The following is a 21,737-nucleotide window of genomic DNA, read 5'->3' on the forward strand; positions in this document are numbered from 1 at the left end:
CTGCTGATTCAATTTTTATGATTATTATTTGATTGAGGACACCGATATGACGGAAAACACTGAAGCAGGCATCTTTCGTGATGTTGCCAGTCCTTTCTGCGGTATTGCATCTGATGATCTGGTGGTGCAGGTTGAGGGTAATACGGTCACGGTGAAAGAAAACGGCGATGCAGTTACCAAACCTGGGTTTGAAACGCCGATTACGGATCTTTCACCGCGCGTAAAAGGGCAGGAAGTCTCGCTGGATAAGGCGGTAAATCATATTGCTAGTTTGTTGAAAAACAGCAAACAGCCGTTAATCGGTGGTATGGGAACCGACTTAAATGGTGCCAGAGCAGCAATGGCATTAGCGGATATCAGTCGCGCCACTGTTGATAGTCAGTTTTCTGATGCCGCATTCAGAAATATTCTGGTGTTGCAGGACAGCGGCTACATGACAACAACACTAACGGAAGTCAGAAACCGGGTTGATGTGTTGCTGGTTGTCGGTACTGACATCGAATCCTCTTTTCCGCGTTTTTTCGAGCGCATAGTGTGGCCAAAGGAAAGTATGTTTGGCCAGGAAATTGAATCGCGGGAAATTATTTATCTGGGCAAAAAGCCTTCAGGCGAAGCTTCAACCACACCCGGTGGCCGTAAAGCAGAAGTGCTGGAATGTGATGATGCGGATCTACCAGAAGTCATCTCAGTATTACGGGCATTAGTGAAAGGCAAAAAGGTACAGTCAGAAACCGTAGGGGGTATTGCCGCCGCTGACTTGGCTGCCATTGCTGAAAAATTAAATGCAGCAAAATACTCAGTAATCAGTTGGTCTGGTACGCAATTGAATATTGATCATGCAGAAGTGACGATTCAAAACATCTGCGAGATGATTAAAGAAATTAATAACACCACACGTTGTAATGGCTTACCGTTAGGTGGAAAAGAGGGTGATACCACCGTCAATGCGGTGTCGTCATGGCAGTCAGGTTATCCGATGCGAACCAGCTTCAGCCGTAATATGCCGGATTACGACCCGTTTGTGAATCGCGGTCAGCGCATGTTGGATGATGGTGAGGTCGATGTGTTGTTATGGATATCCAGTTTCAATACACAAACCACACCACCGCCAAGCAATGCGGCCACGGTGGTTTTAGGTCGCTCAGGCATGACCTTCGAGAATGAACCGGAAGTGTTTATTCCTGTTGGTGTTCCCGGTATTGACCATGAAGGACGCACATTCCGTTGCGACAGTGTGGTATCTCTGCCATTGACGAAATTACGTGACAGCGGCTTGCCCAGCACTTATGACGTGCTGACAGCTGTTGAACAAGCCCTGTAAACGGAGACTGAAATGCTTAAAAAACTCACTGGTGGACGCATCTTCGATCCCGAGCATGGGCTCAATGATGTTGTTGGTGATATCTACATCCGAGACGGTCGAATTGTCGATGCACCGACCGATGGCAAAATTGATGAAGAAATCGATGTGCGCGGCAAAGTCATTATGTCTGGTGCTATCGATATGCACACTCATATCGGCGGTGGTAAGGTTAATATCGCCCGTACCATGTTGCCAGAAGATCATGCTGAAGCCTTGATTGAACGCACGGAGTTAATGCGGAGTGGTTGCGGCCATGCTGCACCGAGTACCTTAACGACGGGGTATCGCTACGCAGAGATGGGGTATACCGCAGGCTTTGAACCGGCAGTATTACCGGTCAATGCACGTCAGGCACATATGGAAATGCATGACACGCCGATCATCGATAAAGGTGGATATGCCATGCTGGGCAGTGATGATTTTCTGCTTAGGATGATGGCGGCCAATGAAGATCAGGAAGCGATTAACAACTACGTAGCCTGGACCATGACGCATAGTCAGGCAATAGGTCTGAAAGTGGTTAACCCGGGTGGTATTAACGCGTTTAAATTCAATCAGCGTCAATTGGATTTAGATGAAAAAAACAGTTTTTATAACGTTTCACCCCGCGAAATTCTGCAACGTTTATCGCGTGCGGTAACCGAACTCGGTGTGCCACATCCTTTGCATGTACATGGTTGTAACTTAGGTGTACCGGGTAATAAAGACACGACCTTAGATACCATTCAAGGTATTGAAGGTTTGCCAATGCATTTAACCCATATTCAGTTCCATAGCTATGGCACCGAAGGTGATTTCAAGTTTTCATCGGGTGCGGCTGAAATTGCAGAATCGATTAACCGTAATAAAAACATCACGGTAGACGTTGGTCAGATCCTGTTTGGGCAAACAGTCACAGCATCAGGCGATAATATGCGCCAGTTTGCTGGCGCGCCGCATGCTCATCCAAACAAGTGGGTGTGTATGGATATTGAGTGTGATGCCGGTTGTGGTGTGGTGCCGTTCAAATACAAAGATCAAAGCTTTGTAAATGCCTTGCAGTGGATGATTGGTCTGGAAACTTTCCTGATGGTAGATGATCCATGGCGGATATTCCTGACCACGGATCACCCGAACGGTGCACCATTCACCAGTTATCCACATCTGATTAAGTTGTTGATGGATAAATCATTCCGTAACGACATGTTATCAACCTTGCACCCTGAAGCGCAGAACGCAACACATCTGGCGTCTATGGATCGTGAATATTCTTTGTATGACATTGCGATTATGACCCGTGCCGGTGCTGCCAAGCTGGTGGGGCTGGCAGATCGTGGTCACTTAGGCGTGGGCGCGGCGGCGGATATCACGGTATATACCGATGATACTGACCGCGAAAAAATGTTCAGTAAACCAGACTATGTCTTCAAAGATGGTGAGATGGTTGTCAGAAATGGTGAGATAGTCAAAGTGACGTGGGGCACCACGCATGTGGTGAAACCAGAATACGATGCCAGTATTGAAAAACCACTTAAAGCTTATTTTGACCAGTACCACACAATGAAAATGGGTAACTTCAAAATCAGTGATGATGAAATTGTGGATGATGGTCGTGGTAGTTTGACCATACAGCCGTTGAAGCAAGGAGGCAGACTATGATCATCAACGGCGTCACAATAGACGCAACATTTGCCGAAGCCTTTCCAATGCGTGGTACTCGCGTCATTATTACCGCACAAAATCTTGAATGGGCAATGAACTCGGCAACGGCCTTTACAGGGTTTGCGACATCGGTTATCGCTTGTGGTTGTGAAGCCTCAATTGAGCGCACTTTAGAACCCCATGAAACGCCGGATGGTCGTCCCGGTGTGGCTTGTCTTATTTTTGCAATGGGTGGTAAGGGTTTAGCCAAACAGGTTGAAACCCGCGCTGGTCAGTGTGTGCTTACTTCGCCGACATCCGCCTTATTTTCTGGCCTGGAAATGGACCAAGAAGGAAAAGAGATTCCTTTAGGCAAGAACTTACGATTCTTTGGTGACGGTTATCAGATTTCTAAAATGATTGACGGTAAACGCTACTGGCGTATTCCCGTCATGGACGGTGAGTTTTTAACTCAAGAAAATACCGGTATGCGTGCCTCCGTAGGTGGTGGTAATTTTCTGATTCTGGCTGAGTCTCAGCCACAAGCGTTGGCAGCCTGTGAAGCCGCTATTCGTGAGATGAAGAAGATCCCTAATGTGATTATGCCGTTCCCGGGTGGTGTGGTTCGTTCAGGTTCTAAGGTGGGGTCTAAATACAAAGCTTTGAATGCTTCAACCAATGATGCTTTCTGTCCAACCCTGAAAGGGCAGACCAAAACAGAGCTTTCGCCAGAGGTGGAATCAGTGATGGAAATCGTCATTGATGGCCTCACCGAAGACGACATCAACAAAGCGATGAGAGTAGGGATTCAGGCTGCTTGTGAATTAGGCGCTGAAAACGGCATAAAACGCATCAGTGCAGGTAACTACGGCGGCAAACTTGGTCCATTCCACTTCCATTTGCAGGAGATCATGGCATGAGTGCATTAACATTCACCCTGAAAAATCCACCTGCGCAACGGATTGATTGTGCAGCGCTGACGGCCGATAAGCTAGTGGATAAATCGGTTGATGAGATTGCTGCTTTGACCTTAGTGGTTGGTAATCAGAAAGTCAGAGTTGATGAGTTATTTGATATCTCAGGCACGGATATAGCCAAAATCTGCTTCGAAAACAGTACGGATAAGCTGGACCATATTGGTCATGGCATGTCGACCGGTAGTATTACAGTAAATGGCGATGCAGGTGCGTATCTTGGCCAGTTTATGACGCATGGTGAAATAGCGGTTAATGGTAATACGGGTATTTATACCGCGTGCGAAATGAAAGGCGGTCAGATCAAAGTTGACGGTAATGCCGGAGACTTTGTTGGTGGCGCTCGTATTGGTTATAAAAACGGCATGACAGGCGGCACCGTCATTATCACCGGTAATAGCGGTGAACGTACCGGTGATCATATGCGTCGCGGCATGATCCTGATTGAAGGCAATGCGGGTAATTACTGTGGTTCACGGATGGTGTCGGGCACGATTGCTGTTTTAGGCCAGGTCGGACAACATCTTGGTTATGCGATGAAACGTGGTACTTTGCTACTCACGCAAGCACCACAACACGGTTTATCAGCCAATTTTAATGACTGTGGTTCACACACACTGGCCTTTTTACCGTTGATGATTGCTTCATTCAAAAAGCTGGATAGTCAGTTTGCTACGCTCGAGCCATTTTCTCGCGTTCAACGTTATGCGGGTGATATTTCCGGTATCGGTATGGGCGAAATTCTGGTTAAAATTTGAGCTATAAAAGCCAGTCTTTCGCCTGTGTGCGGGCGAATATTTGAACTGCATCAGAAAAGTCGGCGACCCGACATTCAGTCGGGTTGCCATTGTCTCCAACGTGGTTTAGCTTTAGATTGTTAGTATTAATAGCAAAGGTTGCTGAACACACCCAGCTTGGAGGCTAAAACATGTCCGATACCGGTAAATCGGTTATTCAGTTTATCGTAGAAGAGCAGCGCGCTAACCCTAGTGCGACCGGTGATCTTTCTGGTTTGCTGGGCGATATTGTCAGTGCCTGTAAAAAAATATCTCATCTGGTTGGACGCAGCGGAATTATTGGCCTGGGCGGTTATGCTGAGTCAAAAAACGTGCAGGGTGAAGATCAGAAAAAGCTCGATATCATTAGCAATGATGTGATGGTCGATCATCTGAAATGGACTGGCCATTTAGCTGCTATGGCGTCTGAAGAAATTGAAGATATCATTCAGATTCCTGCCAAGTTTCCCAAAGGTAAATATCTGATTTGCTTTGATCCCCTGGATGGCTCAAGTAATATCGATATTAACCTCTCCGTAGGGACAATTTTTTCAATCCTGCGTTGCCCGCAAGGGGTAAAAAACCCAACCTTAAAACATTTCATGCAAAAGGGAACCGAGCAGGTCTGTGCCGGTTTTTGTGTGTATGGGCCCTCCACCATGCTTATTATGACAACGGGACACGGTGTGAATGGCTTTACACTGGATCGCGATGTCGGCGAGTTTATTTTGACTCACCCTAATATGAACATCCCCAAAGACACTGCGGAGTTCGCGATTAATATGTCTAACCAGCGCTTCTGGGAAGAACCTGTACAGCGTTATGTCAACGAATGTGTAAAGGGCACAGAAGGGAATCGCGAAAAGAACTTCAACATGCGCTGGAATGCCTCAATGGTGGCTGAGGTGTATCGTATTCTTACCCGTGGAGGCATTTTCATGTATCCCATTGACAGTAAAATTGCCAAGCAAGGCGGTAAATTACGTTTGATGTATGAAGCAAACCCAATGAGCTTTATTATTGAACAGGCGGGTGGTGTGAGTTCGACCGGGCATGAACGCATTCTTGACGTACAACCAGACGATATTCATCAGAGAGTACCTGTCATTTTAGGATCGAAAAATGAAGTGGAAAGGCTCGTTAAATATCATCAGCAAAGCTGATTCTTAAAAGGTGTTTTGAAGATGCGTTATTTATTCAGTCTAATGCTGTTGATTATCTTTCCGCTTCAAGCAGAAGTATACAAATGTACTGCTAATGGCAGTACAACGTTTAGTGATCAGCCATGCTCAGATAATGCTGAGCGTATCGAAATAAAAACTACACCGCCAGCAACGGTTGATATCGAAACGCAGCAGAAAATTACGCAGGAATTTGAAGAAGAGTCACGGATAAATGAAATTAAGGCATTGAATCAGGAAAATGACGAACTAGTGCTTGAAATTAATCGTATACAAAAGCAAAGTGAAACGGATCTTGAGGCCTTAAGAGAAAAAACCTACGAATTAGATGATGGCCGTATGGCTACCTCTGATCCTACGGTATTTGGTGATATGAATCAGGTCATTGCTGACACCAAACAAAAAACAGAAGCATTAAAAGAGAGGATTCGTGTTAACGAAGAGCGGCTCGAAACGCTTCATCAACAAGTCCTGGCAGAAGAAAAGCCCTAAAGTTGATATGAATTAAAAAAGCCCGGTTAAACCGGACTTTTGTTTATCTAAAGATATTTTATTACCAGCCACCAGTACCACTGATTAGTGGCATGCTGAACGAGAAGCTTAGTTCGAGCAGAGAAAAGATCTTTATCAATATATTTTGCTAAGTCAGCAAGTAGTAAACATTGCCTACATTCACGACAAGAGTCGAGTTGCTTGGGAGTCATGCCCTGTTTAAGCCCGGTGGTTAATAGGTTTTTTTAGGCAATAGTATTTTATTTCCCTACCTACATTTGAGGGTAACCAGCTATTGGGATATCTCTTTTTTCAGCGTAGAGTCGTAAGGTAAGCCCTTAGGAGGACAAGCCATGAAAAAAATGCTGTTGCTCGTCACGCATGGAGTGATGTTGCTGATAGGGTTTGCTACAGGGATTTATTTATTGCCTATTTTGACGCAGCCGCCAGCGCCGGATGACAAAATGGTTGGTCGTGTTGCCTCGCAAGCTTTGTTTACGGGCCAGTTCCAACCTGATTTAAAAGGCAGTGACGCGCTACATTATGGTGATGGAACGCTTTATGTGAGCAACGCGATGATTTCGTTTTCTGGCTCCATTTCACCGGGGCCGGATTATCGCTTGTATTTATCGCCCGAGTTTGTTGAAACCAAAGCCGATTTTCTGGCGAAAAAGTCAATGATGAAGCAGGCTGGAGAGGTAAAAACCTTTGATAATTTTATTGTGACGTTGCATGACGATATTGATCCAGCCGTATATAACACGGCAATTGTGTGGTGTGAGGCTTTCGGTATATTTATTACGGCTGGGAAGTATCAATAAATCGGGGAGAATAAAGGAAATCCTTTTCCGTCTTTCATCCTTGGAATATAGTCTAGAGCAATCAACTTCAACTTACCTACCCCTATATGAGGGGGATTAGACGGGGACATGCTACTATTTTCTCTCTTTCACCATAAAATACGATCATGATCCAGCCTCAACGTAATGCCTTAGCGATAGTAGAAACTTACCAACCGCTTCAGCAAGAGCCACAACTTATTCACGCCCTCTATGCAGCATTAACCGAGAAGGATGGCTTTCACGGTTTCCTTGATGTGCTGAAACAGGCCATCAATGCCTGTGCGGCCGAATTGGTGGTGGTGAGGAAAACGCCATTACAGCTGGAGCATATTTGGTATGCCGGATTGTCTCAGGAGTTTATGGAGTGGTACACCAGCAATAATATGATTGAGCATGATCTGGTAGTGAACCATGCGACATATTCTAGCCCCGGTTTCTTTCAAACCGCATTATCGTTGATAGAAAAAGTGAAAAACCAGCCTGATTATGATCGCTGGCAACAGGATCAAAATATGCTTGATAGTGCCTGGCTGGTGGTGGATGCGAGCGAAACACATACAACTATTCTGGCAATGCAGCGGACGGTGGAGCAGGGCGCCTATCAACCGCACGAAATTAACGCATTAAACCGACTGGTGCCTTATATCAGGCAAGCAGTACAACTCAATCAGCAGCTCGACAAAACACTCTCTACCTCGCACACACTTACTTCACTGGTTAATGCTTTGCCCAAGCCGAGTTTTGTCTTAAATGAACAAGCAGAAATATTGTTCGCAAATGCCAAGGCAAAACAGTTTCTCAGTCAAGAAGAGCGACTCCAGGTTAAGGATAAACGTTTACAGTTTAATGAGCGTCAACATCAGGACGCCTTCTTTAAGTCTTCGGTACAAATTATTCGTGCCAGCATGGGCTTAGATAATTTTGACAGTGATGTGATCATGCTTAAACGTGATCATGCGTCAACGTTAATGCTGACATTAACCCCGATAGAAGGTGGGGAGCAGGCATTCAGTGGCGTCTTGGTGACGGTGTATGACAGTGAACAACGTCAGCTACCAAGTGCTGAATTGATAGCCCCTTATTTTGGTTTATCTCAGGCCGAATCACAGTTATGTGCTGATTTGGTGCTGGGCATGAGTCTAAAAGAGATTGCAGAGAACAGGCATAAAAGTGAAGCAACGTTACGATCCTATCTTAAACAAATATTCCTCAAAACCGGTGTTAACCGGCAAAGTCAGCTTATTTGTGCCATTTTGTCTGCATTAATGCGTTAAAACGGGCACTTTTTATCAGTAAGTGCATGTCATAAGCTCAACTACTCTGTTACAAAAAGAGGCCGATAATGAAAAAGACAGTATGTTTAGTGTTGTTGTTATGGGTGTTTTCAGCAACAGCAGAAACCGTCAGCTATCAGTTAAACGGCCAGAATTATGAAGGCTTTTACACCAGTGCTAAAGACAATGCGCCGTTAATTGTTTTACTGCATGACTGGGATGGTTTGACCGAATACGAAATACAGCGTGCCCAGATGTTGGCACAACAGGGCTATGCGGTCTTTGCTGCGGACTTGTTTGGTGCGGGTATTCGACCAATGGAAAATGCCGACAAACGTCAGCACACCGGCGAGTTGTATAAAAACCGGGCAAAAATGCGATCGTTAATACAGGCGGCGTTTCTAAAAGCGGGCGAGCTTGGTGCCGATAAAGATAATGCGGTGGTGATGGGCTACTGTTTTGGCGGGGCAGCAGTGCTAGAGGCGGCTCGTTCAGGGGCTGATTACAAAGGCTTTGTCAGTTTTCATGGCGGCCTGAAAACGCCCGAAGGTCAGGACTACACAAAAACTCAGGGTGAAGTGCTTATTCTTCATGGGGCTGCTGATCATCACATAATTATGGATGATTTTGCCCAGATAGGTGTTGAGCTGGAAGCACAAGATATCACTTATGAAATGATTGCTTATGGCGGTGCCCGTCATGCTTTTACGGTATTGGGTGGTGAGCGTTACCATGCCGAGGCAGACAGAAAGTCGTGGCAGCGTTTTATGTCCTTTCTTGAGCATACCTTGAAATGATTAAAAAATTGATACAACACGGTCTAATCTTCGCAGGTATAACGCTATTATCACCGGTATTCGCTGAAACAGGCTTTCGTTTAGAAAACTTCGCCTACCCCTATCCGCTTGAAATAATGACGTTTGAAAGCCAGCAACAGCAACTGGAAATGGCCTATATGGATGTCAGTCCTGTCACGGAAGCGAATGGCCAGACGGTGGTGTTATTGCATGGTAAGAATTTTTGTGCGGCGACCTGGGCTAATCTGATTCAAGCATTAACTCAGCATGGCTACCGCGTTATCGCAGTGGATCAGATTGGTTTTTGTAAATCATCAAAACCGCTCGACTATCAATATAGTTTTCATCAGTTGGCAACCAATACCCGTTTGTTACTAGACAAGTTGGGAGTCGAAACCAGTTTTATTATGGGTCACTCAATGGGTGGCATGCTGGCAAGCCGTTATGCGCTTTTATACCCGGAACATGTGACCGGATTAATGATGGTTAACCCGATAGGGCTTGAAGATTGGTTACACAAAGGGGTGCCCTATATATCGATTGATGACTGGTATGCCGGCCAATTGAAACTGAATGCCGAGGGTATCAAACGTTACCAACAACACACATACTATGCCGGTAACTGGCGTGAAGATTACGATATTTGGGTGGCGATGCTGGCTGGACAGTTCGATGCCGATCGTGAGAAATCAGCGTGGTTGTCAGCATTGATTTACGACATGATTCTGACACAACCCGTGGTTCACGAATTCAAAGATTTGAGTGTGCCAACATGGCTTTTCATCGGCGAGCAGGATAATACGGCGATCGGTAAAGCTTTTGTCGGGGAGAATAAAAAATCCCAGCTAGGTGACTATTCAGCCCTGGCAAAGCTCAGCCAGATCAGAATCAAGGGGGCAGGATTAAGCCTGTTTCCTGAACTCGGACATTCACCTCATATACAATCACCGAAGACCTTTCATCAGTCTGTGCTGAAAACGCTAGCGCAGTGGCCCCACTAGAAAGAAGAGGACATCATGCCTGTCATATTTAAAGTTTTATTTATTGTGTCGTTATTTCCCATCACCTTAGCAGTATTGGGTGGCTACCTTCGATACCGGCAGTTTGGTCAGTTTGATAATAATCATCCCAGGCAGCAACAGGCTCAGTTGACCGGTGTGGCGGCGAGAGTGCTGGCGGCACAAAAAAATGCGTGGGAAGCGTTAATTTTTTACAGCGTAATGTGTCTGCTGGCTTATGTGTCAGGGATTGGTCTGCAAAGTCTCAGTTATGCTGCGTGGCTATTCTTGCTGAGTCGCATAGCCCATCCAGTATTTTATATATTGGGCATGGCACCGTTCCGAACCTTGGTCTTTCTAATTGGCTGGTGTAGCACCTTGTATATCGGTATTCAGTCGATCGTTTCTCTTTAGACATTGCCTGATCAGCGATCTGATCGATTTAACGATGCTTATATTGGCTGGGACAATAGGCGCGAGATACGGTGGCTTGACGTCGTTTTAGATGTTTTGTTTTTCTACCGTTGACGCGTTTACGCCAAAGCCGAAAACTGCTGGGTTGTAACGTGCTACGCATAAGCTTTATCACTTCGGATTCAGCAAGTCCGAAATGGTTTCTGATTGCTTCGAACGGTGTACGATCTTCCCACGCCATTTCAATGATGCGCGATTGTTCGCTGATAGAAAAAGGATTCAACATAGCAATCAAAGTAAACCTGAGCGTGTGAAATCACTGTAGAAAAATAAGCAGTGATCAGACTAATGCGGAAAGTGGAAGATAGAGAGGAGCACAGTATGCCGGAAATAGACTTCACCTTAATCTGGTTCAATTTGTCACAAATTGGTATCGCTTTTTTATTGGCGTTACCGATAGCGTTTAACCGTGAATATGTTGCCAGTGGTGCCGGGCTAAGAACGTATCCCTTAGTCTCGATTGCCTGTTGCTCGTTTATGTTGGTAGCAATGGATGTTTATCAGGGCAGTGATGCCGAAGCACGGGTGATGTATGGCGTTATCACGGGGATGGGCTTTATTGGTGGTGGCGCGATTGTAAAAGAGGCCGGTCGCGCGATTGGCACGGCAAATGCGGCCGGTATTTGGCTAACCGGTGCCATAGGTCTTTCGGTTGCCTACAGTCGTTATGAGATTGCAATTGTGCTGTCGATAATTGGTTTTCTGATCTTCCAGTTTGGCAGCTATTTGAAAAAACAGGACACTTAAGCGTCCTGCTTTTTCCGTTTTTCATTCCATGACAGCACGCTGATTAACAAACTAGGCAAAAAGGCTAGCGTGACGATCATAGAGCACAGAATCCCGACGAGTACGACAATACCGACACCGCGATAAAGCTCGGTACCGGCACCCGGAATAAATACCAGCGGTGCTAGACCAAACACAGTTGTTGCGGTAGACATCAGGATGGGCCGCAGTCGCGTTGCCACAGCACGGTTAACAGCCAGTCGTACTGAAGTGCCAGCCTCTTGCAGGTTTTTACGGGTTTGTTCAACGATCAGAATCGGGTTGTTGACGACGGTACCCAATAGAATGACAAAGCCCAGCATCGTGATCATGTCAAAGGGTTGAATAATAGCTGGCAAACCAAACGCATTTAATAAGGCGCCCGAGCTGTTCACTGCCACCAGTCCCACAATACCGCCAGCAATGCCCAGTGGAACAGTGGTCAGTATAAGTAGCGGATAACCCCAGTGACTGAAGATTGCTACCAGTAGTAGATAGATTAGAATCACCGCAATCACCATATTGCTGGATAACGATTCACGCGTGGCATCAAGCTGATCGGCAGCGCCAGAAATGCTGATCGACACGCCTTTATCGACTTCGCCCGCTGCCTGCATATCAGGCAACATTTGCGTACGTACTCTATTAACAGCGGTTTCCAACGCAATTTCGCGAGGCGGTATTACCGATAAGGTTACGGTACGGCGGCCATCGACACGACGCAATTGATCGCTATCCACAGTGTCACGAATTTCAGCCAGGGCGCTCAGAGGTAAAACGGTGCCCTGTGGAGTCATGATCGGTAGATCTGACATGTCTGATAACGTCTGATTTTGACCGGCGGTACTAAAAATAAACATATCGATTTTGTCGTCTTCCATGAAAAACTCACCGACATAGGCACCGTCACTCAGTGCGGCAACGGTATAACCAAAATCATCTGCAGTCATATCGATTTCTGCGAGGCGATCCCAGTTGGGCCTCACTTCTATGAGTGGCTGATCCAAGGATAAAGCAGAGGGCTCTGATTCAATCTGTGGATCGCCAAATATACTTTCAGCACGCCGCATCGCGTTTTCTGCGGTGCGGTAAAGGCTTCCCTGGTCAGCACCCGATATATCGAGGTTGACGGCACGTGTACCGCCTTGATTGCTGGCAATGATCGAGCCTCGGTGTGAAAAACCACGCATGCCCGGATATTGTTTATATAAGTCGGTTAATGCCTGCATCATCGGTTCGATGTCCTGATCGCGTGTTGGCTCACTCAGCACCCAAACACGGCCCGGCATAATGCGCTGGAAATAATATTTCAACGAAGGGATCTGATGTTCACCATTGTCGTATTTGCTGGGGTCGGCATTCAGCGCCAGTCGCAGATGATCACGAATTTCATCACCCAGCTTTTCCATTTCAGACAAGTTGTAGCCAGGTGGTGCCGTCATTACGCTAAAGGCTTTAGGTTCTTCACCTTCTGGCAAGTATTCGGCTGGTGGCATCAGGTACCAACCAGCGATCATGGTGCCACTGAAAATAAGCACAATGCACAAGAAGCGTTTGATGGCAGAACCATTGAGCCAACTGACCGTTCTCAGTATCGGGCCCGGATGCGCTAAGTCATCACCATGATCACGCTCATCACCAAAACCAACACGAGCACAAGCGGCCGGTACAACCGCTAGGGCAAACAACATAGAAGCAAGAATCGCCGTGGAAATGGCGATGGCAATATCTGAATACAGTTGCCCCGCTTCTTCCTGAACAAACAATACCGGCGCGAATACCAACACAGTGGTCATGCTCGATGCTAGAACGGCACTCCACACATCGCGAACACCTGTGATTGCAGCTTGAATGCGGTCCAAGCCGCGTCGTCTAGCCTGCTCGATACTTTCCAGTACAACGATGGTGTTATCGACGGTCATACCGATGGCAAATGCGATACCGGCTAAGGAGATGACGTTAATCGTTCGATCAAATACAAGCAGGCCGATAAACGCAGCGATAGTACAAATGGGCATGCCCATCAAGCCGATTAATGTGGCGCGGCCAGAACGTAAAAAAAGAAACAAAACCAGCGTTGCCAGAATGGCGCCCAGCGCTAGGTTTGACGCGACTTTTTCCACCGATGCTTGAACATAACGTACATCATCACCAATTAATTTTATGGTCATGCCGTTGGGTTCAAGTTGCTCCTGACGGATTTCTTCCACCACTTTGAGCATGTCGCGTTTGATATTGATGACATTGGAGCCAGACTCACGTTTAACCGCCATCATCAGCGCTGCCTCGTCATTCACAATAGCTAAATGACGAACTTCATAGTGATCCAGTTTTACCTCTGCAACATCTTTGAGCTTGATATCCGTGTTGTTACGATGCGCCAAGGTAAGTTCATTGAGGCTTTCTATATCTTTAAAACGGCCGGTGGTTCGAATAAAGTAGCGGCGCTTGCCATCATCCAGATCGCCCGCTGATGTATCACGGTTTCGTTCGCGAATGGCATCACGTACGTCGGTTAAGCTCAGACCACGTTGAGCCAACTTGGCCGGATCAATGGTGATTTGTACCTGCCGCTCAGCGCCACCGCGAAGTTGTACCTCAGAGACTCCTCGCACGCGCTCCATTCTGGGGCGAACGTCATCATCAATGAAGTCGGTCACCATATCCATATCGAGGTTGAGAGGGTTACCCTGCTGGGTGGCAACAGCAAAATACATAAACGCATTTTCGGAGAAAGAACTGCTACGAATGGTGGGTTGATCAACGTTCTCGGGGTAGCTGGATACCTGGCTCAATGCGTTGGTGACTTCAATCAGCGTTTCATTGATATCAACGCCAAAAGGAAACTCCATTTCGATATTCGCCTGACCGGTGTCAGCGGTGGACTCCATGCGCGTCATATTGGGGACGCTACGCAGGTATCGCTCTTGTTCAATGAGGATTTCTTTTTCGACATCCTGCGGTGTGGCGCCGGGCCAACCAGTGACAACGCTGATGGTACGAACGTCGAGATCAGGAATCATTTGCACCGGGATGCGTTGGGCAGCAGCAATGCCAAGCACCACGATGATAAGTACGATAACTGTCAGGAGTTTTCCGTTTTTAATGGGTGCTTCCAGCATGTGATAAAAGCCTATTCGTTAACGATAGTGACAGCCTGATCCTCACGTAGCACTTCATTGCCACGGATCACGACGTGTTCATTTAATTGCAGGCCAGAAGTAATGCTGACACCATCCTGACTTTGCTGACCGATGCTTACTTGGCGACGTTTAGCAACGCCGTTGTCAACAATAAACAGGCTGTAGCCGCCATCTGGATGCAGCAGCAGCGCATCACGAGGCACAATCAGCTTTTGACCTGTTTTGCCACTGAGGCCAATGACGGCAGTTGCAGAGGTGCCGGGCAGCAGACTGATATCGGTAGCATCAACCACCACGCGTACTAAAAACGCTCTGGCTTGAGGATCACTAACCGGTACTATGGCGCTGATTTTTGCTGGCAGACGTTGACCCGGATAGACATCGGGAAGGACCTCCACAGGACTGTTTTTATCAATATCAGAAAAACGCTCTTGCGGAACTTTCACATCGAGTCTGACTAAATCAGTGGCAACCAGCTCTAATACTGCTGTGCCACGGTTTATCCATTCACCGGCTTCTGTCATCTTAGCGCTAATCACACCAGAAAAAGGCGCCGGTAGTTCATGTCTGCGCAGTTGTTCGAGGCTGGATCGTTGGGCCGCCTGCATAGCAACCAATGTGGCTTCTGATAGCGCTAAATTTGACTGCCGGTTGGCCATTTCACTTTCCGAAATATAATTTTGTTTCCGTAGTCTTTCGGCTTCTTTGACCAGTCGTGCTGCTTCATCTCGGGCTGCCTTGGCCTCAGCTGTAGCCGCTTGAGATTGTGCATACTGCTGCCGAGATATGGCCGGGTCCAGCTTGAGCAACACTTGACCTTTTTCTACCTCACTGCCTGCATCAACCAACACCTCAGCGACCAAGCCATCTACCCGCGGAGAGAGAAGTGCCCGTTTCTCGGCAGTTAATGAGCCAGACAAACTGAGCGTTTGTGCAATGGATGATTGCTTCGGTAACGTAGTGGAGACGGGGGTAAGGTCATCGGCATAGACCGCCAATGAAAACAAACTCATGACTATAAACGCCCAAGGTCGTGATAGATGTGCCATGTGATATTGAATTCCTTTTTTTCTAACTTTGGGTCGAGATCGGGCTAATAGTTCCTCAGTCATGTCCGTGGAAAATGACTGACAAGCCGACAATTTTAATGACTTACAGTACCCGATTGGCAATACTTACATACGATGTTTACATTATTTTACATATCTAATCTTATCACTCGACTGTTTCCGCTCTGGGTCATACTCTTTAGCTGCCTGGCCTGGTGGCAACCGCAATGGTTTGTGTCTGCGAAGCCTGCGATTATGCCTTTGTTGGCATTAATCATGTTTGCTATGGGGTTGACACTAAAGGTCGCTGACTTCAAGCGGGTGATGACTCAGCCTCTTGTCGTTGTTATCGGTGTGGTGTTGCAGTTTGGTCTGATGCCATTGCTTGCATGGCTAATTGCAACACTATTAAAACTTGAACCGATGATTGCTGTGGGACTTATTTTAGTAGGTGCCTGTTCTGGCGGTACAGCCTCTAATGTTATGACGTATCTTGCTGGTGGCAATGTGGCGTTATCGATCACAATGACAGCGGTATCGACCTTGTTGGCCGTGTTTATGACGCCATGGTTAAGCTGGCTTTATATCGATACCGTGATCGATGTTCCCATATGGGCAATGTTTAAAAGTATTTTGCTGTTGGTGATTCTTCCCGTCGCGGCAGGGGTGCTTTTTAACCGGGTTTTATCTCGTTTTATCAGACCAATATTGACGATATGCCCAATGATTGCAGTATTGGCGATCGTATTTATCATCGCTATTGTGGTTGCGCTTAATCATAGCCGAATGGCTGAGCTATCTTGGCTTATAGTGCTGGCGGTGGCATTGCACAATGTTTCAGGCTTAGCGTTGGGCTATTGGGTGGCGCGCTTAGTCGGTTATTCCAGCGTGATCGCGCGAACCGTGGCGATAGAGGTCGGCATGCAAAATTCAGGTCTGGCGGTGGCATTGGCGCTGAACTTTTTTACGCCATTAGCGGCTTTGCCCGGTGCGATATTCAGTATCTGGCACAATATAAGTGGATCGATGTTTGCCACTTTTTGGCAATGGCGCGATAGGAGTCACGGCCATGACAGCAGAGATTGAAACGCTTTATTACCTATTGATAGCACTGGCAATTGGTTTGATGATTGGGGTCGAGCGTGGCTGGCAGGAGCGAGCCAGTCAAGAAGGCCAACGAATAGCTGGTGTGCGTACATACGGTTTGATCGGTTTGCTGGGGGGCAGCTTTGGTCTACTGGCGCAGCAGTATGGTGAGCTGTTATTAGGTTTAGGGTTTGTCGCTGTGTCGGTTGTGGTGGGAATGATTTTTCTTGCCAAGCAAAAACAAAATGGCGAGTGGGGTATCACCAGCCTTGTGGCGTTGTTACTGGCCTTTATTTTGGGAGCGTTGGCGACCAATGGTGAGGAGCTGGTAGCTGCCGCTACCGCAGTAGTAACAGTGCTGTTGCTTAGTAATAAGCCACAACTACATGGTTTGATCAGCCGCTTACAGGCAGAGGAGTTGCGGGCGGGTATTAAGTTGCTTTTGATCTCAGTGGTGATGCTGCCTGTGTTGCCCGACCAAGGCTTTGGCCCTTGGCAGGCGCTCAATCCTTTTCGGATCTGGCTAATGGTGGTGGTCATAGCGGCGATTTCCTTTGCGGGTTATGTAGCCATCAAGCTTGGAGGTACACGTCGCGGTATTTTGTTTACGGGGCTGTTTGGTGGTTTGGCTTCATCCACGGCGGTAACGCTGCACTTGTCTCGGTTGGGTAAAAAGAGTCCAGGTGTCTTGGCTGTAGCGGCAAGTGGAATATTGATTGCTTGTGGCACGATGTATCTTCGCATGCTTCTCGTGGTTGGCTTATTGGCTCCTGCAATGCTGACGCGGTTTTGGCCGGTCGTCGTTTTAATGGCAGTACTGACTTATCTACCACTGTTGATCTATCAGCGCAGTGCGACAGGGCAAGCTCTGGATACAGCGACTAGCATACAGAATCCACTGGAACTGAAAACGGCTCTGACCTTTGGTGCCATTTTGATGGCAGTTATGTTGCTCAGCGTGATGCTACGCGAGGCCTATGGTGATGGCGGGCTGATGACCTTGGCCGCGTTGTCAGGTATTGCTGATGTGGATGCCATGGTGTTGTCTTTGGTCGGCATGGTGGAGGGGGAGCTTGCTGTTCGATTATTCATTATGGGCTGTGTCATTGCGGCCTGTACCAATAGTATTGTTAAAGCCATGATGTGCTGGTTTATCGGGGGCAAAGTCTTAGGAATCAAGGCGGGCGTGCCCCTTGTACTTGCCGGGGTTGTTGGCGTTATCGTGACATGGATTGGGTACTGGTAAGCGCGTTAACAGTGTGCGTTCGATGAAGTTCAAGCCTTATGTCAGCAGGAACCATCATTACAGGTTTCGGTCTTAGCCTCAGCAAATGAGGAGACCATTTTATGGCAATCAGACTGCTACCCGTGATCTTGGTGTTGATGTTGTTTACAGGCGTTGCTGTTGCTGCCGGACAGGCAAACTATCACCAATGCTTGTTTGATGACAGCAATGAAGTGAAAGCAGATAAAGCCGGACAGACCATCGCTGTGTATTGTGCCTCACGGCATTTTGATACCGCGCCCACCGCCTTTCAGGCTCAGGTGTTGAATCAGGAGCTGGAAGGCATGAAACAGCGCGATCCAAAGTTCAAAGCGTTTTATGATGGAATACGTCAACATAGCGGAAACGATATTTACACTGATCGGCAAATTATTCTGATGTATATCGACAAGCGGGAAGTGAATAAAGACTAGCTATCAACGCAGAAAAATACCGATATTGCTCGCTATTTTTGCATTTTTGGCGCTATTATTAATCGATGAAAAGCGGATGTTTTTCAGCGATGCAAGTTAATCAAAGGAGGCAATTATGTCACTGAGAATTAACGATATTGCGCCTGATTTCACGGCTGCCACCACACAAGGCAAGATTCAGTTCCACCAATGGCTTGGCGATAGCTGGGGCATGCTATTTTCCCACCCCAAAGATTTCACGCCGGTTTGTACCACCGAGCTTGGCTATATGGCCGGTTTGAGTGACGACTTTGCAAAGCGTCACTGTAAAGTTATTGGTCTCAGCGTGGATCCGGTTGAAGATCACAAGCTGTGGCAACAAGACATTGAAGACATTCAGGGGCATAAAGTCACCTATCCGATTATTGCCGATGGTAATCTGGCGATAGCCAAACAATACAATATGTTGCCTGCTGATGAGTCGGGTGGCTCACAAGGGCGAACGGCGGCGAATAATGCAACGGTACGTTCAGTATTTATTATTGCACCAGATAAAACGATCAAGATGTTGCTGGTATATCCGATGACAACGGGGCGCAATTTTGATGAAATTCTGCGAGTGTTGGACTCTATTCAGCTGACCGCTGAGTACAAAGTTGCTACGCCAGTGAATTGGCAAGTCGGCGAGGATGTCATCATTGTGCCGTCAGTTAGTGATGATGAGGCACGCGAGTTATTCCCCGCCGGTTTTAAAACGCTGAAGCCCTACTTACGCACAACGCCACAGCCAACGCATCATTGAGTTTTACGTGGCTGATTGCGACGGCGACGAGTTGAACGGCCGGGTTTGGCAGCATTAGCGGGCTGTTTGCGGTGACTCTTTTGCGCGTGCGCGGTTTCACTGCGTTGACCATCATTGTGTCCATGTGATGGTTTTTTTGGCTTGCGTGGTTTGTGTTTAGGCTGATGCAGCTTGGATGCTGGCACGTCATGCTGGGGTTCAAAGCCTTCAACAACTTCACGAGGCAGATTTTTGCCAATCAGTCTTTCTATATTCCACAGGTGTTCAACCTCATCGGCACTGACCAAGGAGATTGCCTCGCCGGTGGCGCCGGCACGACCTGTTCTGCCGATGCGGTGCACATAATCTTCAGCCACGTTGGGCAGATCAAAGTTCACCACATGAGGGAGTTGATCGATATCCAAGCCACGAGCGGCAATGTCGGTGGCAACCAAAATTTGTTTGTCGCCGGCTTTGAAGTCTGCCAAGGCTTTGGTGCGTGCACCCTGACTTTTATTGCCATGAATGGCAGCAGCGCTGAGACCAACAGACTCAAGATGACGAGTCAGCTTGTTGGCACCATGTTTGGTACGAGAAAACACCAGTACTTGTGTCCACTGATGGGTGTTGATCAATTGACTTAACAGTTCCGGCTTTTTCTTTTTATCCACCGGCGCAATCCACTGCTTTACCGTTGTTGCTGTACTGTTAGCAGGTGACACCGATATTTCGATAGGGTTGTTAACCAATGTTTTTGCCAGAGAACGTATATCTGTTGAGAACGTCGCCGAAAACATCAGATTTTGACGCTTTTTGGGTAAAAAAGAAATGATCTTACGGATGTCGTGGATAAAGCCCATATCTAGCATGCGATCCGCTTCATCTAGAATCAGCACTTCCAGATGGTCGAAACGGACGGCATTTTGCTGATACAAATCGAGTAAACGACCGGGTGTGGCGACCAGAATATCCGCTCCTCGGCGTAAACGCATCATTTGAGGATTGATTTTGACACCGCCAAACACGACGGTTGAGCGTAATGGTAGAAATTTGCCATAGGTTTGAACGCTATCAGCGACTTGTGCTGCCAGTTCACGCGTTGGGGTTAATACCAGAGCGCGGACTTGATTAGCTGATGCGGGTTTACCACTTGCAAGCCGATGTAATAGCGGCAAGGTAAAACCGGCGGTTTTTCCTGTACCGGTCTGAGCTGCTGCCATAACATCATGACCTTGCATGATAGGAGGAATAGCTTTGGCCTGAATCGGTGATGGGGTGTCATAACCCTGTTCGCTGATGGCTTGAAGAATAGGATCGGCAAGGCCGAGAGAAGAAAATGTCATATCATGCTCTAAATTAGGTGATCATGTGCCAAAAAGCCATGATTTGTATCAAAAACTAGTAACTAGGTTTGGTTGCTAGTGTTGTAACAATGCGTTAAACCATCACACCATTTTTAAACTGTGGAGTACATATTTCGCTTAAGGTTGGTCTGCGTGTGTATGTTTTACGTTATTGGCTTAAGGCTGAACGTTGTTGGCCTGCAATCGTCTCATTAGCAGGCTTGTTGGAATAAAGTAGCAGTATTATCGCAGATTTATCATTATATTGATGTGAAGTAACGACATTAGCTTGTCATAGAGAGATGTTATGATGAGTTTAGACAGTTGTAATGTATTAGGAGGAAGTATGTATCAGAAAAAAGCGGTCATTGTCACAGTCATCCTAGCGGCACTCGCCATCTTTGTTGTCGCTGCGGTCTCTACGGTATTTAAAGATGACAGTGAGGAACGTTATCAAAATGTACCATCACCGCAAGCAGAAGCAACCATTGATGATAAAAGTGCTGTAGCACCTGCTTCTGTCAAAGATGAAACAACTGAACCTTTGGCACAAAATGAGGTGGGCGGTTTAAATGAAACGGCTACAGAGCATATGGAAGATGCGAATGAAGCCGTGCCAGAAACTGTCGTGGATGAAGTTGCAGAAACAGGCAAACGATTCGACTCGATGGAAAATGTTCCTGCCACACCCGAGCAGGCTGAGGAAGTATTGGCTGAAGAGCCTGCACCAGCTGCGAGTGGCGGTGAAATTCATATCGTGAAAGCTGTGGGGTTAAAATATGATCCCTTAGTGGTTAACATTCAGCCGAATGACACCGTAGCGTGGGAAAATATGCCGACACACGACACTCAGTCAATGGAAGGTTTGATTCCTGAGGGTGCTGAAATGTGGCACTCAAAACTGGGTGAGAATTACGAGCGCACCTTCACTCAAGAAGGTATTTATGTGTATAAGTGTACCCCTCACTTCGGTGCCGGTATGGGCGGTGCCATCATAGTTGGTAAGCCAGTTAACTTGGAAGCAATTCAAGCGGCTGATGCTAAAGGGGCTGCTGGTCGATTGGTTAGAAAAGCCATTGCCGCCGCTGAAGCAATGTAAACG

Annotated in this window: 21 protein-coding genes; 17 read left to right on the forward strand and 4 right to left on the reverse strand. The window is 47.1% G+C overall.

Going from position 1 to position 21,737, the window contains the following annotated elements; translation table 11 throughout:
- Window positions 1-46: 46 nt before the first annotated feature.
- From MDMS009_RS08000 to MDMS009_RS08050, 11 genes are all read left to right on the forward strand, one after another.
- A complete protein-coding gene (locus tag MDMS009_RS08000; protein ID WP_008290873.1) occupies window positions 47-1,321 on the forward strand; it encodes a formylmethanofuran dehydrogenase subunit B in 1,275 nt (424 codons plus the stop codon).
- 12 nt (window positions 1,322-1,333) lie between these two features.
- Window positions 1,334-3,001, forward strand: a complete 1,668-nt coding sequence (locus MDMS009_RS08005; RefSeq protein WP_008290971.1) for a formylmethanofuran dehydrogenase subunit A — start codon at window positions 1,334-1,336, stop codon at window positions 2,999-3,001.
- A complete protein-coding gene (gene fhcD / locus MDMS009_RS08010) occupies window positions 2,998-3,903 on the forward strand; it encodes a formylmethanofuran--tetrahydromethanopterin N-formyltransferase (RefSeq protein ID WP_008290983.1) in 906 nt (301 codons plus the stop codon). The genes MDMS009_RS08005 and fhcD overlap by 4 nt, the downstream gene beginning before the upstream one ends.
- A complete protein-coding gene (locus MDMS009_RS08015; protein ID WP_008291065.1) occupies window positions 3,900-4,715 on the forward strand; it encodes a formylmethanofuran dehydrogenase subunit C in 816 nt (271 codons plus the stop codon). The genes fhcD and MDMS009_RS08015 overlap by 4 nt, the downstream gene beginning before the upstream one ends.
- Window positions 4,716-4,885: 170 nt before the next feature.
- Complete coding sequence (locus MDMS009_RS08020) at window positions 4,886-5,896, forward strand: class 1 fructose-bisphosphatase (protein WP_008291078.1); 1,011 nt, start codon at window positions 4,886-4,888, stop codon at window positions 5,894-5,896.
- Between the two features lie 21 nt (window positions 5,897-5,917).
- A complete protein-coding gene (locus MDMS009_RS15830; protein WP_008290906.1) occupies window positions 5,918-6,406 on the forward strand; it encodes a DUF4124 domain-containing protein in 489 nt (162 codons plus the stop codon).
- Window positions 6,407-6,759: 353 nt separating this feature from the next.
- On the forward strand, window positions 6,760-7,227 hold the full coding sequence (locus tag MDMS009_RS08030) for a DM13 domain-containing protein (RefSeq protein WP_008291112.1): 468 nt from the start codon (window positions 6,760-6,762) through the stop codon (window positions 7,225-7,227).
- 146 nt (window positions 7,228-7,373) lie between these two features.
- Window positions 7,374-8,522: a LuxR family transcriptional regulator gene (locus MDMS009_RS08035; RefSeq protein ID WP_008291000.1), complete on the forward strand. Its 1,149-nt coding sequence runs from the start codon at window positions 7,374-7,376 to the stop codon at window positions 8,520-8,522.
- A 68-nt stretch (window positions 8,523-8,590) separates the two neighbouring features.
- Window positions 8,591-9,319 carry a dienelactone hydrolase family protein gene (locus tag MDMS009_RS08040; protein WP_008290920.1) on the forward strand — a complete coding sequence of 243 codons (729 nt, stop codon included), beginning with the start codon at window positions 8,591-8,593 and terminating at the stop codon, window positions 9,317-9,319.
- Window positions 9,316-10,320 (forward strand): alpha/beta fold hydrolase, encoded by a 1,005-nt coding sequence (locus MDMS009_RS08045; RefSeq protein ID WP_008291130.1) that lies wholly within the window; start codon window positions 9,316-9,318, stop codon window positions 10,318-10,320. Before MDMS009_RS08040 ends, MDMS009_RS08045 begins: the two co-directional genes overlap by 4 nt.
- Before the next feature lie 15 nt (window positions 10,321-10,335).
- Entirely contained in the window at window positions 10,336-10,731 is a 396-nt protein-coding gene (locus MDMS009_RS08050) for an MAPEG family protein (RefSeq protein ID WP_008291002.1), read from the forward strand.
- Window positions 10,732-10,759: 28 nt separating this feature from the next.
- Here the strand turns inward: MDMS009_RS08050 and MDMS009_RS08055 are convergent, their stop codons facing one another.
- Window positions 10,760-11,014 carry a TIGR03643 family protein gene (locus MDMS009_RS08055; protein ID WP_154647007.1) on the reverse strand — a complete coding sequence of 85 codons (255 nt, stop codon included), beginning with the start codon at window positions 11,012-11,014 and terminating at the stop codon, window positions 10,760-10,762.
- A 98-nt stretch (window positions 11,015-11,112) separates the two neighbouring features.
- Here MDMS009_RS08055 and MDMS009_RS08060 point away from each other — a divergent pair, with 98 nt between their 5' ends.
- Complete coding sequence (locus tag MDMS009_RS08060) at window positions 11,113-11,538, forward strand: MgtC/SapB family protein (protein WP_008291075.1); 426 nt, start codon at window positions 11,113-11,115, stop codon at window positions 11,536-11,538.
- On the opposite strand, the gene MDMS009_RS08065 is transcribed toward MDMS009_RS08060, so the two are convergent.
- On the reverse strand, window positions 11,535-14,678 hold the full coding sequence (locus tag MDMS009_RS08065) for an efflux RND transporter permease subunit (RefSeq protein WP_008291020.1): 3,144 nt from the start codon (window positions 14,676-14,678) through the stop codon (window positions 11,535-11,537). The two genes, MDMS009_RS08060 and MDMS009_RS08065, sit on opposite strands and share 4 nt — an antisense overlap.
- Window positions 14,679-14,689: 11 nt before the next feature.
- Window positions 14,690-15,748, reverse strand: a complete 1,059-nt coding sequence (locus MDMS009_RS08070) for an efflux RND transporter periplasmic adaptor subunit (RefSeq protein ID WP_154646999.1) — start codon at window positions 15,746-15,748, stop codon at window positions 14,690-14,692.
- Window positions 15,749-15,883: 135 nt separating this feature from the next.
- Between MDMS009_RS08070 and MDMS009_RS08075 the strand changes: the two genes are divergently transcribed.
- The 4 genes from MDMS009_RS08075 (at window position 15,884) to MDMS009_RS08090 (ending at window position 19,313) form a co-directional block, all read left to right on the forward strand.
- Entirely contained in the window at window positions 15,884-16,834 is a 951-nt protein-coding gene (locus MDMS009_RS08075) for a bile acid:sodium symporter family protein (RefSeq protein WP_043888065.1), read from the forward strand.
- Window positions 16,818-18,080 carry an MgtC/SapB family protein gene (locus MDMS009_RS08080; RefSeq protein WP_008290877.1) on the forward strand — a complete coding sequence of 421 codons (1,263 nt, stop codon included), beginning with the start codon at window positions 16,818-16,820 and terminating at the stop codon, window positions 18,078-18,080. The genes MDMS009_RS08075 and MDMS009_RS08080 overlap by 17 nt, the downstream gene beginning before the upstream one ends.
- Window positions 18,081-18,181: 101 nt before the next feature.
- The gene (locus MDMS009_RS08085) at window positions 18,182-18,532 is read left to right on the forward strand and encodes a hypothetical protein (protein WP_008291156.1); all 351 of its coding nucleotides are present in this window, start codon (window positions 18,182-18,184) and stop codon (window positions 18,530-18,532) included.
- A 115-nt stretch (window positions 18,533-18,647) separates the two neighbouring features.
- The gene (locus tag MDMS009_RS08090; protein WP_008291087.1) at window positions 18,648-19,313 is read left to right on the forward strand and encodes a peroxiredoxin; all 666 of its coding nucleotides are present in this window, start codon (window positions 18,648-18,650) and stop codon (window positions 19,311-19,313) included.
- Here the strand turns inward: MDMS009_RS08090 and MDMS009_RS08095 are convergent.
- On the reverse strand, window positions 19,307-20,635 hold the full coding sequence (locus tag MDMS009_RS08095) for a DEAD/DEAH box helicase (RefSeq protein WP_008291137.1): 1,329 nt from the start codon (window positions 20,633-20,635) through the stop codon (window positions 19,307-19,309). The genes MDMS009_RS08090 and MDMS009_RS08095 overlap by 7 nt on opposite strands.
- A 346-nt stretch (window positions 20,636-20,981) precedes the next feature.
- Here MDMS009_RS08095 and MDMS009_RS08100 point away from each other — a divergent pair, with 346 nt between their 5' ends.
- A complete protein-coding gene (locus MDMS009_RS08100) occupies window positions 20,982-21,734 on the forward strand; it encodes a plastocyanin/azurin family copper-binding protein (RefSeq protein WP_043888066.1) in 753 nt (250 codons plus the stop codon).
- The last annotated feature ends 3 nt before the right edge of the window (window positions 21,735-21,737 follow it).

This window comes from Methylophaga thiooxydans DMS010, from assembly GCF_000156355.1.
GTDB lineage: Bacteria > Pseudomonadota > Gammaproteobacteria > Nitrosococcales > Methylophagaceae > Methylophaga > Methylophaga thiooxydans.

What these genes read in the sequence shown, in the direction of transcription:
- MDMS009_RS08005 (WP_008290971.1), top strand. Translation starts at nt 1,334, where the DNA reads ATGCTTAAAAAACTCACTGGTGGACGCATCTTCGATCCCGAGCATGGG.
- MDMS009_RS08095 (WP_008291137.1), bottom strand. Translation starts at nt 20,635, where the DNA reads ATGACATTTTCTTCTCTCGGCCTTGCCGATCCTATTCTTCAAGCCATC.
- MDMS009_RS08075 (WP_043888065.1), top strand. Translation starts at nt 15,884, where the DNA reads ATGTTTACATTATTTTACATATCTAATCTTATCACTCGACTGTTTCCG.
- MDMS009_RS08030 (WP_008291112.1), top strand. Translation starts at nt 6,760, where the DNA reads ATGAAAAAAATGCTGTTGCTCGTCACGCATGGAGTGATGTTGCTGATA.
- MDMS009_RS08015 (WP_008291065.1), top strand. Translation starts at nt 3,900, where the DNA reads ATGAGTGCATTAACATTCACCCTGAAAAATCCACCTGCGCAACGGATT.
- MDMS009_RS08080 (WP_008290877.1), top strand. Translation starts at nt 16,818, where the DNA reads ATGACAGCAGAGATTGAAACGCTTTATTACCTATTGATAGCACTGGCA.
- MDMS009_RS08040 (WP_008290920.1), top strand. Translation starts at nt 8,591, where the DNA reads ATGAAAAAGACAGTATGTTTAGTGTTGTTGTTATGGGTGTTTTCAGCA.
- MDMS009_RS08060 (WP_008291075.1), top strand. Translation starts at nt 11,113, where the DNA reads ATGCCGGAAATAGACTTCACCTTAATCTGGTTCAATTTGTCACAAATT.
- MDMS009_RS08000 (WP_008290873.1), top strand. Translation starts at nt 47, where the DNA reads ATGACGGAAAACACTGAAGCAGGCATCTTTCGTGATGTTGCCAGTCCT.
- MDMS009_RS08045 (WP_008291130.1), top strand. Translation starts at nt 9,316, where the DNA reads ATGATTAAAAAATTGATACAACACGGTCTAATCTTCGCAGGTATAACG.
- fhcD (WP_008290983.1), top strand. Translation starts at nt 2,998, where the DNA reads ATGATCATCAACGGCGTCACAATAGACGCAACATTTGCCGAAGCCTTT.
- MDMS009_RS15830 (WP_008290906.1), top strand. Translation starts at nt 5,918, where the DNA reads ATGCGTTATTTATTCAGTCTAATGCTGTTGATTATCTTTCCGCTTCAA.
- MDMS009_RS08100 (WP_043888066.1), top strand. Translation starts at nt 20,982, where the DNA reads ATGTATCAGAAAAAAGCGGTCATTGTCACAGTCATCCTAGCGGCACTC.
- MDMS009_RS08050 (WP_008291002.1), top strand. Translation starts at nt 10,336, where the DNA reads ATGCCTGTCATATTTAAAGTTTTATTTATTGTGTCGTTATTTCCCATC.
- MDMS009_RS08070 (WP_154646999.1), bottom strand. Translation starts at nt 15,748, where the DNA reads ATGGCACATCTATCACGACCTTGGGCGTTTATAGTCATGAGTTTGTTT.
- MDMS009_RS08090 (WP_008291087.1), top strand. Translation starts at nt 18,648, where the DNA reads ATGTCACTGAGAATTAACGATATTGCGCCTGATTTCACGGCTGCCACC.
- MDMS009_RS08020 (WP_008291078.1), top strand. Translation starts at nt 4,886, where the DNA reads ATGTCCGATACCGGTAAATCGGTTATTCAGTTTATCGTAGAAGAGCAG.
- MDMS009_RS08035 (WP_008291000.1), top strand. Translation starts at nt 7,374, where the DNA reads ATGATCCAGCCTCAACGTAATGCCTTAGCGATAGTAGAAACTTACCAA.
- MDMS009_RS08065 (WP_008291020.1), bottom strand. Translation starts at nt 14,678, where the DNA reads ATGCTGGAAGCACCCATTAAAAACGGAAAACTCCTGACAGTTATCGTA.
- MDMS009_RS08085 (WP_008291156.1), top strand. Translation starts at nt 18,182, where the DNA reads ATGGCAATCAGACTGCTACCCGTGATCTTGGTGTTGATGTTGTTTACA.